This window comes from Afipia massiliensis, from assembly GCF_014203115.1.
GTDB lineage: Bacteria > Pseudomonadota > Alphaproteobacteria > Rhizobiales > Xanthobacteraceae > Afipia > Afipia massiliensis.
On record NZ_JACHIJ010000004.1, the window covers coordinates 86,124 to 98,802 of the forward strand.

Here is a 12,679-nt window from a genome sequence, read left to right on the forward strand (position 1 = left end):
GAATCTCGCCTCAAAACCAACTCGACGATCAACCAAAAGCTATTATTGGTTTGTCCAATTTGGTTTATCCTATTATAGTGCGCTTATAACAGGCGTACGATTTACCAGGAACGGATCGCGCCAATAGCAAGGAAATGTCATGGCTGGACCTCTGGTGGGCTACCGAGTACTCGATCTTTCAAGAATTCTCGCAGGACCGTGGTTGGGCCAACTTCTTTCCGATCTCGGAGCCGAGGTCTGGAAAATCGAACGCCCCGGCACCGGCGACGACACACGACAATGGGGTCCCCCATTCCTGAAAGATGGCGAATCGAATGACACAACCGAGAGCGCGTATTTTCTCAGCGCTAACCGCGGCAAACATTCAATCTGCATCGACATAGCAACTGACGAAGGCAGCGCGATCGTGCGCGCACTAGCGCAACAAGCTGACATCGTGATCGAAAATTACAAAGTCGGCGACATGGCCCGATACGGGCTGGACTACGAGTCACTGCGAAGACTGAAGCCGGATACCATTTACTGCTCCATCACGGGTTACGGTCAAACCGGCCCAATGAAGGATGCTGCAGGATACGACATGGCTATTCAGGCCATCGGCGGCCTGATGAGCATCACGGGCGAAAGCGACGATATGCCGGGTGGCGGCCCGCAGAAAGTTGGCGTTCCGATCGTCGATATTCTCACCGGTATGTACAGCGCGACGGGCGTTATTTCGGCGTTGCTGCATCGCGAGCGTACCGGCGAGGGCCAACACATCGACATGGCACTGCTCGATGTCCAAGTTTCGGTACTTGCCAACCAGAACATGAACTATCTCACGACGGGAACTCCACCCAAACGGTCCGGTAATGCGCATCCGAATATCGTCCCGTATCAGGTGTTCAAGACAATGGACGGCTCGTTTGTGCTGGCTGTCGGAAACGACCAACAATTCAGGAAATTCTGTGCAGCGGCGGGATTGACGGAATTGGCAGCCGACATCCGCTTTCTCACGAACACCGATCGGCTTCACAATCGCGACCTGCTCATTCCACTTCTGGATGTGCATTTAGCAACGCAAACGACGCACCAGTGGATATCAGTGCTTGAGCCAGTCGGAGTTCCTTGCGCGCCGATCAACCGGCTGGACCAAGTATTTGCCCATCCGCAGGTGATCCATAGAGAGCTGCAGATCAATCTGCCTCATTCCTCCGGTGCCATTTCACCTCTCGTCGGCAACCCTATCAAGTTTTCGCGAACGAAGATCGAATACTCGAAGAGCCCGCCGCTACGGGGCGAGGACACCGAATATGTCCTCAAGACTGTTCTCAAATTTGACGAGGCGCAGATTCAGCGCCTGAACGCCAGCCGGGTCGTCGATACCGGCACGCATCCGCGGCGGGCTTCACCAAGCCGGCTCGAATAAGTTCAAGGTGCACTACTCGCACCCACGAAGTGAGAACGGCCGAGATAATCACAGTGGCAGCACCCGTGACGATATTCCCGTTTGCCCGTAGATCTGACGACGGAGTTGCTGATGCGTAGCGGGCGGGGCTCTGACGAATACCGTCTCAACTAATGGCCGAGGGCCCAGACTGTCTTTTCAAATACCGCCCTCTCCTGGGGGGACATATTCGCATCCCAATGCTGTGGGCCTTTCGGTCCCCAAAGAAGAACAACGAAGGCCAACACCACAAGCGCCGCAGTCAACACGCGACTGATCATCGAAACATCTCTCTGTTGACGCCAGAACCGCAGCCAATACATTTGGACATACCAAAATGATATTCCAAAGCGGCTCAAATACAACGGCGATGTACGACACCCGTATCGGAATGGATCTTGTCCGGCGGCTACTCGCTTCATGCTACACCAGACACGCTAACTAGCCGCCGGCATTCCCAAGAGGGATTCGAAAATGAAACTATCCGGATATGACTACATCATCGTCGGCGCGGGATCGGCGGGATGCGTGCTGGCTTCGCGACTGAGCGAAGATCCAAATGTTAACGTCCTGCTGCTTGAGGCCGGAGCCCCCTCCGCGTCTGTCTTCGTCCACATGCCGGCCGGCATTCGCGTGCTCTACACAAGTCCTAAGTATAACTGGCAGTTCTGGACCGAGCCCCAAGCTCAACTCAATAATCGAAAGATTTACATCCCGCGTGGCCGGGTTGTGGGTGGATCGTCCTCCATTAACTCAATGATTGCGATTCGAGGCAACGCTTGGGACTACGACTCGTGGGCCGCCCAGGGCCTCCCGTCATGGAGCTATGAAAACCTGCGCCCTTACCTCAGAAAAATCGAGGACGCCACCCTGGTCACAAGGAAGCGCGATCAGGACAGGGGATACTCCGGCCCTATTCGTCTGTCCTATGGCACCCTGCAGCATCCCATTTCAAAGGCGTTCATTGAAAGCGCGGTGTCAGCAGGTTTGCCGGAGAACAATGGCTTCAACGGCCCGTCCCAGGTTGGTGCCGGATTCTACGAACTCACCATCGCGGAAGGGAAGCGATCCGGAGCCTTCAAATATCTTGATCGAGCGAAGGGACGAAGCAATCTCACCGTTATGGCCAACTGCAGAGTTCGCCGGATCGCCATGGAAGGGACGTGCGCGCGCGGCGTAGTAATAGAGAAGGGAGGACGCGAGGTAACCATCTCGGCAGAGCGCGAGGTGTTGCTGACATCTGGAGCCATCGGCTCACCGCAACTGCTGATGCTGTCGGGGATCGGGCCGGCGGATCACCTGCAATCGCTTGGCATCAAGCCCGTTCTCGATTCCGCTGGCGTCGGAGACAACCTGCACGACCATCTGGACTGCGCTATTCGCCTAGAGGCATCTCAGCCAGTTACGCTGACGCCGTATCTCGGCTTGATCAAGGGCGGCCTCGCGGGCGCACAATACATTCTCCGAGGCACGGGTCCCGCAACGTCTCAAGGCGTCGAAGCTGGCGCCTTCTGGGGGCCTGACAAAAATTCGTCACTGCCGGAGTGGCAAGCTCATCTCATCGTCGCGCTCCGAAACCCGCCACCCAACGAACGCATCGCTCACGGTTTCGCGATTCGCGTTTGCCAACTTCGGCCCAAGAGCCGTGGAACACTGCGATTGCGATCGGCGGACCCATCTGACACTCCCGCTATCGATCCTCGTTTTCTCTCTGATGATTCGGATTTCGTCAGCATGCAAGAAGGTGTCAGACAACTGTCTGAGATTATCGATCAACCGGGTCTGAGTAAATTCGTGAAACGAAGGATCGACATCGATGCGTTTACCAGTGTGGACTCCCGCAAAAAATGGATACGGGAGCGCGCCGAAACGATCTACCATCCTGTTGGCACCTGTCGCATGGGCGAAGACAGCAACGCTGTTGTCGACGGTCAGTTGCGGGTCCGAGGAATCGACAATCTCAGAGTCATCGATGGTTCGATCATGCCGACAGTGATCAGTGGAAATACCAATCTGCCGATCATGGCTATGGCGGAAAAAGCTGCCGAGTTGATTACGGAGGGTAATGAGACAAGGCAGTTCTTGCCGGGCGCCGGGTGCCCCTAGAAGCCAGCCAGCTTGATGCGGGAGTACATGTCACTCATCGGGTCCGAATATTTCGGAACCACTGAGTAACCCATTTCGTTGATGGACCACTGCGTGGGGTAAATGCCAGACCGTGACTTTAGGCTGCGGTAATTCGCGAAGCAACACCGTCGTCTCCCGCAATCATAAGGATGGATCATGACTGAGCGGCTCGAACCGTATCGTGTAGAGGCTTACAACACCGCCAAACTATCCGAAAATAAGATGCACGATGATTCCGTGGCCCTGAAGTACGGTTTCAGAGGTGGTCTGGTGCCGGGGATCGATATTCTCGCCTACATGATCCACGTTCCAGTTGCGAACTGGAGTCGAGCATTCCTCGAACGAGGATTGATCGAGGCGCGGTTCATTAAGCCGATCTATGATGGTGAAGCCCTACTGGTTCAAGCGGAGGAGTCCAGCGAAGGACTCTCGCTAACCGTCGAACACGGCGAGGCCAAAGCCACAGGACATGCCTCGTTGGCGGTAACAGCGCCGGTATTCTCGCTCGCCGATTTTCCGGAGACCGAACCGGTTGCGACGCGGAAGCCCATCGACGCTGACACTTATCGAATCGGCAAATGGCTCGGCACTGCTCCGCGCTCCTGGCAGGGTAAGGCTGGTGCAGAATACCGCGCCGGAGTGCGCGAGACCGACCCAATCTATGCGCGCGAAGGCCTCGTCCATCCTGGCGTATTGCAACAGATCATGAATAGGGTGCTCATGGAAAATGCCCTTCTCGGGCCATGGATTCATATCGGCAGCCGCATGCAACTGATATCAGCCGCTATCGACAGCGACCAACTGACCGCACGTGCACGGATCACGGGCAACTACGAAAAGAAGGGCCATTTGTTTGTGGAATTGGACGCCCTCATCGTTGCTAACGGCCGGACTCCTGTCGCCCATTGCCAGCATATTGCGATCTACCAGCCTCGACCTCAAGCTGTATGAGGCATGCTCCCGGTGCTGACATACTTATGAGGTGTACCGCGAACGCGATCGAGTCGGCGATGTCTGATTTCTGTATCGCCTATATCGGCGAGAGCGACAATGTCGGCCGCAGGCGCGCCTCAAGCCGTTCGCACAACGCCTGGCTGTCATAGCCCTTGTTGGCGACGAGTTCGGCAGATGGCGGCGCGGCCGCGATGCAAAGCTGCGCAACCTTGCAATCATTAACGTTTCGGAGCGTCAGGAGCAGGACCCAAGGGCGGCTTTTCTCGTAGCAGATAGCCTGGAGCTTGGTGTTGCGTCCGCCTTTCGTGCGGCCGATATCATGAGCCAAGGCCCTCTTTCCGCTGCCCGCACAACGATGGACCTTGATGCAGGAACTGTCGATAGATATCCGGTCCAGCACACCCTCGACCTCTGCCAGCGTACTGCAAATGTCTCCCCAGATACCGCGCTCAAACCAGCGCACAAAGCAATTAGCGATTGTAGTGCGTCTTCTCGGTCCGTAGACATCGGTGCAGTCGGCCCAGCCGTCCACCGCATTTGAGCGCGTGGACAATCCCGCTCGGAATCCGCCGTTCATCCTTACGCATTTTACCGCGCACATCCTTCGGCAAAAGCGGCTCAATCCGAGCCCACTACGCATCCGGAAACCAGACGTAATCTCCCATCGCCGTCCTCCTTGGGAGAACGGAATCCGACTCGCCAGCCTTTTGGAATCCCGGTCGCGCTACCCGGTTTTGGGTCCGAACCCTAGCGATCCAGTGTTTTGCGAGAGAAATCTTCGATATAATCGAGCAAGCGCTTCACTGCCTGCTCCGCTTCATCGGGTTTCCTGCGGGCGATCGCGTCAGCGATCTCAGCGTGGAGACGAGCACCCAGCATCATGTCACCGGCAGATTTGTAATTCCGATACCAGAAACGCCGCGAAAGCGGGGTCATCAAACTCATTGAGCCACTAGCAAAACGGTTCCCGCAGGCGCGGGCGAGTAGCTCATTTAGCTGCGAATCAAGCCGAACGAAGGCAAGATCGTCGTTAGCATCAACGGCGGCATAAATAGCGGCAGCGATTTTGGCGAATTGCGCAATTTCTTCCTCAGTGGCTCGTTCTGCAGCCAAGCGCACCATGAGCGATTCTAAAGCCCGCCGAACCTCGATAATTCGCAGCTGAGTGCGGACATCAATCTCGCTAACGAGGACCCCATGTCTTCGCAAGACAACAACAAGGCCATCGCGTGACAGCAGCTGCAAGGCCTCTCGCACCGGCGTGCGCCCGATTCCTAAACGCTTTGCGAGAGAACTTTCCGAAACTCGAGCTCCTGGCTGCAGTTCTAGGGTGCAAATCATCTCCTCGATCGCGCGGTAGGCGCTATCGGCTAGATTGAGCTCCGGCTCCGGTCCATAATCTACTTCGTGGTTGATCAGATCAGCACCCAAGCCCGTAAATTTCACTTTTGAAGCGACAACGCGCGAAGCGCTATCGACACTCCGCGCCGATCCAGAGCGTTGAGGTCCTTTACGGGGTATTTGCGCGTCATCTATCATATCGACGAGTTCCAGACGCAATTTTAGCATTCAATGCAGATCGCATTCAAGTACCGCCGTTGCCTAGCGGGTATCGACAATCTGGGCCATCGTCGCCTGGATTATGTTCCTCTTCTGCCGAGATTCAGCTTCTTTCACGGGCGGCTGCGAGTAAATCAAACTGGGGATCTGCGGCCTCCTCGGGGGTCAATCGTGCGTTCGTTAGAGCCAAAAGCTTGCGTCCCGCGACGTGATCGCGGGAGCTATCGACGCTTTCTATACACACCAACTTCCTCCCGGAGAAAGAGAAAACCGAGAATTTGCCACCAGCATAATCACCGCGTACCACGCAGTTGTCCGCGCTGCTTGCTAGGCCGACTATCTGCAATGGCACGTCGTGCTGATCGGACCAAAACCAAGGCACACCGTCATAAGGGATAGAGGCTATTCCGGCCAACATCTGTCCCGCTACTTTGGCCTGATCGGTTGCGTTCTGGACCGACTCGAGTCTCAGTTGCCCACCGGAAAATACAGACGGATGATTGGTTACATCCCCAGCGGCGAAAATAAAGGGATCACTTGTACGAGTTAATGAATCAACAACGATCCCATCGCTACAGGTAAGGTCCGCCGCCTTGGCAAGTTCAACAGCGGGCGTAACCCCTATCCCCGCGACGATCAAATCGGCGGCTATTTTTTGCCCGTTACTGAGGAGCACTCCCGCCGCGCGTCCGCGGCCGTCATTCAAAATCATTTCAACTCGTGCATTGAAAATTAGATTGACGCCTCGTTCTGTATGGCGACGGCCAAACCAGCCGGAAATCACCGAGCTTACCGCGCGGGGCATAAGGCGCTGAAACGTTTCAAGCACGGTCACTTTCTTGCCCATTTTGCAGAGGCTAGATGCCACCTCTAATCCTATGAAACCACCTCCGATAACAACAACCGAGTGTGTATGTCTAAGCTGCGACTTCAATTTCTCGACGTCTGCGAAATCTCTTAGATACAATACGCCGTCTAGTTTACCTCCCGGTAAGGAAAGACGTCGCACACGGGCGCCTGTTGCAAGTCCGAGACGAGAGTATGGAATTTGCTCGCCACCTTGAAGAATTACTCGATGGCGCTGTCTATCGACCGCAGTGACTCGGCGTCCGGTCAGGCGAACTATATTGTTCTTTTCGTACCAAGACTCTCCACGCAGAGGGATTTCCGCAACGGAGATTTTTCCCGTAAGGAGACCTTTGGATAGAGGTGGGCGATGATAAGGTAGGAGCGCATCTTCCGCTAAGAGAACGATTTCATTCTCCCAACCCGCGTCACGAGCCGAAGCTGCCATCTGTACTCCCGCATGAGAGGCGCCGATGATAACGATAGGATCGAGTGCCAAGTCATCGCGCTCCCAAAGATAATGCAGCTAATAGGGCAAACTGCGCAGCCTGAGTGACGACCGCTTGAATTGCACGTTTCCGAAAGACTGCGTGCGCTCGCGGGTATCCTGCAAGATGCAGCGTGACAGATCGTCCGCAAACGCTGCAATTTTTTCTGCTTACGGCCGGATGATCACTGGCAATTCCATGATGCCATGCACGAAGGTCGAATACTGCCGCTTAGGCGGACCCACTACCTCAATCTTGAGGTCGCGAGCGAGGATCTCTTCCCAAAGTACGCGCAACTGCATCTCTGCTAGCCGATTCCCAACGCAACGGTGCACTCCGAAACCATATGCGATGTGCTTGCGATAGTTGTCGCGACCCAACAGAAAACGGTGAGGCTCTTCGAACTCGTCTTCGTCCCGATTTCCCGAAATATACCACATTACCACTCTCTCGCCTTCGCGAATGATTTTATTAGCCAACTGCGTATCCTGAGTCGCGGTTCGCCGGAACGCGAGAATTGGTGATTGGAAGCGAATAACCTCACTTACCATGCTCTCAATTAATTCAGGATTTTCACGTAGTTTGCATTGCTCGTTGGGATTTTCATTAAGGAGCAAAACGCTTGCACTCATAGAGTTTCGCGTTGTCTCATTACCACCGATTATGAGCAGCAGTAGATTGCCGAGAAATTCCCTCTCAGAAATGCCCTGATAAGCCGGGCTGTGAGCGATCATGGAGATGAGATTGTTCTCCGGTTGACGCTTAAGTTTTTCCTCCCGAAGCAGTTTGAACGCATCCAAACATTTTGCGAGTTCTACACCTCGTTTCTCCTCGCTATCTATAGGGCCACCAGCCAACAGATCGACAATTGAGGCATCCGACCAATGGGCAAGTAGGCGCCGATCCTCGATCGGAAAATCAAAGATAGTTGCGAGAGTCATCGACGTTAGCTCGATGGAAGCGCGAGCTACCCAATCGAACGTCTCATTACGCGGCAATCGATCAAGAAGAGCTCCAGTTCGTTGCCGTATGAGTGTCTCAATCTCTGCAAGGCTACCGGCGGATACAATTGGCTGGATGGCTTTCCGCTGCTCTGCTTGCCTCGGCGGATCCGACGCGATGAAGCTACGTATGCGTTTCTCCGGCGGCTTGTCGCCTATATGCACTCCACCGCGGTCAGTATCGGATGAGAACACGCGCCAGTTTGAGTCAACGGTTTGGATGTCCTTGAATTTCGTGATTGACCAATGCGCGCCAAAGCGGCTCTTGGGCGTAAAGTGAACGGGATCCTCGTGCCGCAGACGTTGAAAATACGGCATCCATACCCCCTGCTGAAACAGCGCGGAGTCTGCCACGACAATGTCCTCGATAGGCATTGCATAGGCCAAACGCTCGTGCTCAGCGACTAAGTTACGAACGACTTCGGTGGTCACAACACTCATAAAAGATCTCCCCGTCAGTTGACGTCGGACGGCGCGGTCAGCGGTGCGTCGGAGGCAGATGCAGTACAAGACCGTCAAGCCTTTCGGTCATTCGGATTCGGCACGACAGGCGTGAAGTTGGGCTCGGGTCATCTACGATACCCAACATATCGATTTCCTGTTCTTCGGCTGGCTCAAGCTTGCTGAACCATCTCGGATCAACGTGGACATGACAGGTGGCGCACATGCATTCGCCGCCGCAATCCGCATCGAGAGGAACCCCGTTATCGACAGCATGCCTCATTGCACTTGCGTCAGGGACGGCGGCTACCGTCTGCGTTGTACCGTCAGGCAATATGAAGACCAATTTCGACATGAGATTCCCTTCGCTTGCTGCCTTGCCTAATAATGTATATTAGTAAAAAATTATAAGTATGTCAATAATAAACAAATCTGGATCAACTTGAGCGTCCCTTACCTACAGCGGCACGGTTATGCCCTGCGAGAATCTTCGTTGACGGCAGGGGTGACGAGCGCTCGACACATCGCGCGCCAATACTTTCCACGGCTCCTTCCTGTGCCTGTCGTAAATCAACTCCGAACATATTGGTGATGCAGTCCGCCGAGGATTGAGCGACAAAGAATGCGCCCGGCGCGATTGACGGCGCGCGATACCGGCGTATCCTTATCTAAGGAAAGGTGCGTGCGCGTTTCATTATAGTAATTCATATACGACAGCAGCACATGACGGAGATGCGCTCGCCGAACACACCCACATGGTCAAGACACTCCCGTCGGATGGAACCGATCAGTCGTTCAGCAAATGCGTTTTGCCAGGTGAACGCCGCGACGTCGGTCGATCACGAATGCCCATTGATCGAAGTGGTCTGCATTGAGAAGTTTGGACCGATCTGAATGAGAGTTTTCCGGTTAGTCTAATATCGAAGGGAGCCTGGCCGATGAAGAAGTCGAAGTTCAGTGATCAGCAGATCGCCTTTGCGCTAGGAGCCCCTCATTCACGAGGTACTCGTCTCGGGCAAGGCAAGCGCCTAGTGCGCGGTCCGCGAGTCGATTTCTTCTTTTACGCAACCCTTATCTGCATTCCCACTATTACCTAAGCCTCGTCGGTAGGACGCGGCAACTCGACAGAGCTGCTGTGAATGCATCAGCAATTCCGAAGATGCGGCGGTGGGTTCAAGCAGAACTTTATTATCGTAGAACAAAGCCGACCTATCGCTTCTTCCGCCCCTTCCGAAGCGTAGCCGGCGGCTTTTCGTTTGCTTTTGGGACAATCAGAAGGTCAGCGACAGGGACGTCCAAGGCCGCGGCCAATCTCTCTAATGTCTCGGCGGTAGGATTCTCGACCCCACGCTCAATTCGCCCGACGTACGACCTGTCCACACCGGCATCGACCGCCAGCGCTTCCTGCGACAGGCCGCGCTTAACCCGCAGTTTTCGGACATTCCAGGCCACGAGCGCTGTCGCTTTCATAAGCGAAACAAACGACTTGGCGGCCCATTAAAACACGCACTATAATGTCCCTATTACTGATTTGGGGCAGTTGTGCGCATTCGCATTCATCGCGGGACTAAGGAAATTGGCGGGACCTGCATCGAACTGGCCGCCGAGGGTGGCCGAATTCTGCTGGATTTAGGACTGCCTCTGAACGGCGATGCGGACGAGGTCAGCGTCCATCCGTCAGTAGACGGACTTGCAGGCGGCGGGGATTTGCTGGCTCTGGTTCTGTCCCATGGTCATGTCGATCATTGGGGGCTGGCCCACCTCGCGGGCGCTGATCTGCCGGTTGCGCTGGGCGCTGCAACCCACCGCATTCTGAAGGCCGCAGCCCCGTTCGTGCCCAAGCCATACGTGCCGGTAAGACCAATCGAGTTCTCAAGTGGCACGGCGCTGCAGTTCGGCCCGTTCCGGGTAACGCCACATCTGGTCGATCATTCCGCCTATGATGCTTACGCCCTTGAGGTGGAAGCTGACGGCAAGCGCCTGTTCTATTCTGGCGATATCCGGGCGCACGGCCGCAAAGCTGCACTGTTCGAGCGCCTTGTGACCCATCCTCCACGATCCATCGACGTGATGCTGATGGAAGGATCGAGTTTTGGCCGCCTCAGCTCTGATCACGTCTTTCCGGCCGAGGCCGAAGTTGAACAGCGCTTCGTTGACCTGTTTGAGGCAACGGACGGCCTAGCGCTGGTCGCAGCCTCGGCGCAAAACATCGATCGCATGGTCAGCCTGTATCGGGCCTGCAAGCGCACCGGCAGAACGCTGATCATCGATCTCTATGCCGCCGAGATTCTTCGCGCGACGGAGAACGCCAGTATCCCTCAATCGGACTGGCCACATATTGCGGTGTACGTCCCGCAGTATCAGCGCATCCAGATCAAGCGCGGCGGCCGCTTTGACCTGCTCGATCCTCACAAGACCAACCGCGTTTTCGTGGAGCGACTTGAGGACCTGGCTCCTCGGGCGGCGATGCTCTTTCGACCGGCTATGCTGCGCGATCTCGATCATGCCGGCTGCCTGTCCGGCGCACGCGCCATCTGGTCGCAATGGGACGGCTATCTCAAACAGGAGCGCGGCCTCGCCCTCCTCGCCGAGCTCGAAGCACGAGGCATCCCGCTCGATCACGCCCATACCTCCGGCCACGCCAGCATCCCCGATCTGAAGCGATTGGCGGAGGCGATCCAGCCGAAGATGCTGGTGCCGATCCATACCTATGAGCCGGAGCAGTTTCCAGCGCATTTCCAGGCTGTCAGTCTCAAGAATGATGGCGAATGGTGGGACGTTGCAACATGACCATTCAGCAGACGTCCTCAAGCTACGGTGTGAGTAAGGCGTTCCTCGATGCGCTCGACAATCTCGCTCAGAAGCCATCGTGGTGGCGCGACGTTTTGCTACGGGACGACGTGTTCATTGCGGTGCGAGCAAACTCACTCAATGTCTACCACCGGGGTGCCTCGATCTTCCGGATCGACGATGGCGGAAACGGCCGACTTATTCCCTGGACCCATACTAAATACCTGATCCGTCAGCAGCAGGTGCTGGCTCAGCTTCATCACGATGGACACTTTCAACCATCCGATATCGGTTGGTCGCAATACGCTGGCCCATCGACACTCTCCGACATGATCCGCTCGGCCACCGATCTTGCTGGAGCTGAAAAGAGCGGATTGCATCCGCTGATCGTCGGCAGTTCAAAAGTGATCGACGTCGAACTGTCGCTGCTGCGGGCAAACTCTTCCATAGACGAAAGTCTGGCAGACACTGATGCCCATTCAGCGGACGCCCCGCCGATTGATCGGTCTCAGGACCGGCTGGATGTCGTCACCGTAGAGAACCGCGGCGGCAAGCCGTTCATCGTTTTCCATGAGGCCAAGCATTTCAGCAATCCGGCCTTGAGGGCCAAAGGTGAGCCTGCCGTTTTGGCTCAGATCGTGCGTTACCAGGCAACGCTCAGACAGCATGATGCAACACTGCGACAGCGCTACGTCGCTGTCTGTCAGGCGCTGGTCCGTCTCCACACCATGCAAACTGCGGCCCGCACTGCCCTTCCCTCAAGCAGATTGCCACTCGAACCTGATCCCCTGATCGCCGCCATCGCCTCAGGCCAAGTCAAGGCCGAGATTGATCCTGATCCCCGGCTGATTGTGTTCGGTTTCGATGGCGATCAGCGCGATGGGCGCTGGGAACGAGACGCCAAGCGCCTGCGGGAGCACCAGCCAGCTCTTAAAATCAAAGCGATCGGAAGCACCCGGTCGGCGGGTGAATTCTTCTGATGTCGCAGTGCCCGCGCCCTGAAATGCGGCTTTCGGGAGACACTCGGTCTTTCTTTGCAAAACCCC

General features: G+C 55.7%; 11 protein-coding genes. 5 read left to right on the forward strand and 6 right to left on the reverse strand.

All coding sequences use genetic code 11. The features are described 5' to 3' along the window. Positions 1-139 precede the first annotated feature (139 nt). The 3 genes from HNQ36_RS14140 (at position 140) to HNQ36_RS14150 (ending at position 4,504) form a co-directional block, all read left to right on the forward strand. Positions 140-1,408, forward strand: coding sequence for a CaiB/BaiF CoA transferase family protein (locus HNQ36_RS14140; protein WP_184086113.1), 1,269 nt, complete (start codon positions 140-142; stop codon positions 1,406-1,408). Between the two features lie 492 nt (positions 1,409-1,900). After that, entirely contained in the window at positions 1,901-3,532 is a 1,632-nt protein-coding gene (locus HNQ36_RS14145; RefSeq protein WP_184086115.1) for a GMC family oxidoreductase, read from the forward strand. 177 nt (positions 3,533-3,709) lie between these two features. Further along, the gene (locus HNQ36_RS14150; protein WP_184086117.1) at positions 3,710-4,504 is read left to right on the forward strand and encodes a hypothetical protein; all 795 of its coding nucleotides are present in this window, start codon (positions 3,710-3,712) and stop codon (positions 4,502-4,504) included. Between the two features lie 79 nt (positions 4,505-4,583). Here HNQ36_RS14150 and HNQ36_RS14155 read toward each other — a convergent pair whose 3' ends face one another. The 6 genes from HNQ36_RS14155 to HNQ36_RS14180 form a co-directional block, all read right to left on the reverse strand. Beyond that, positions 4,584-5,147 (reverse strand): transposase, encoded by a 564-nt coding sequence (locus tag HNQ36_RS14155; protein ID WP_347339970.1) that lies wholly within the window; start codon positions 5,145-5,147, stop codon positions 4,584-4,586. 107 nt (positions 5,148-5,254) lie between these two features. Further along, complete coding sequence (locus HNQ36_RS14160) at positions 5,255-6,067, reverse strand: GntR family transcriptional regulator (protein ID WP_235098525.1); 813 nt, start codon at positions 6,065-6,067, stop codon at positions 5,255-5,257. Between the two features lie 103 nt (positions 6,068-6,170). Continuing rightward, positions 6,171-7,412, reverse strand: a complete 1,242-nt coding sequence (locus HNQ36_RS14165) for an NAD(P)/FAD-dependent oxidoreductase (protein ID WP_184086126.1) — start codon at positions 7,410-7,412, stop codon at positions 6,171-6,173. Positions 7,413-7,571: 159 nt separating this feature from the next. Continuing rightward, positions 7,572-8,843, reverse strand: a complete 1,272-nt coding sequence (locus HNQ36_RS14170) for a cytochrome P450 (protein ID WP_184086128.1) — start codon at positions 8,841-8,843, stop codon at positions 7,572-7,574. Between the two features lie 37 nt (positions 8,844-8,880). Beyond that, positions 8,881-9,198, reverse strand: coding sequence for a 2Fe-2S iron-sulfur cluster-binding protein (locus HNQ36_RS14175; protein ID WP_184086130.1), 318 nt, complete (start codon positions 9,196-9,198; stop codon positions 8,881-8,883). A gap of 854 nt (positions 9,199-10,052) precedes the next feature. Next, positions 10,053-10,313, reverse strand: coding sequence for a helix-turn-helix domain-containing protein (locus HNQ36_RS14180; protein WP_184086132.1), 261 nt, complete (start codon positions 10,311-10,313; stop codon positions 10,053-10,055). A gap of 72 nt (positions 10,314-10,385) precedes the next feature. Here HNQ36_RS14180 and HNQ36_RS14185 point away from each other — a divergent pair, with 72 nt between their 5' ends. Then, entirely contained in the window at positions 10,386-11,633 is a 1,248-nt protein-coding gene (locus tag HNQ36_RS14185; protein ID WP_184086135.1) for an MBL fold metallo-hydrolase, read from the forward strand. Beyond that, positions 11,630-12,613, forward strand: a complete 984-nt coding sequence (locus tag HNQ36_RS14190) for a hypothetical protein (protein WP_184086137.1) — start codon at positions 11,630-11,632, stop codon at positions 12,611-12,613. The genes HNQ36_RS14185 and HNQ36_RS14190 overlap by 4 nt, the downstream gene beginning before the upstream one ends. The last annotated feature ends 66 nt before the right edge of the window (positions 12,614-12,679 follow it).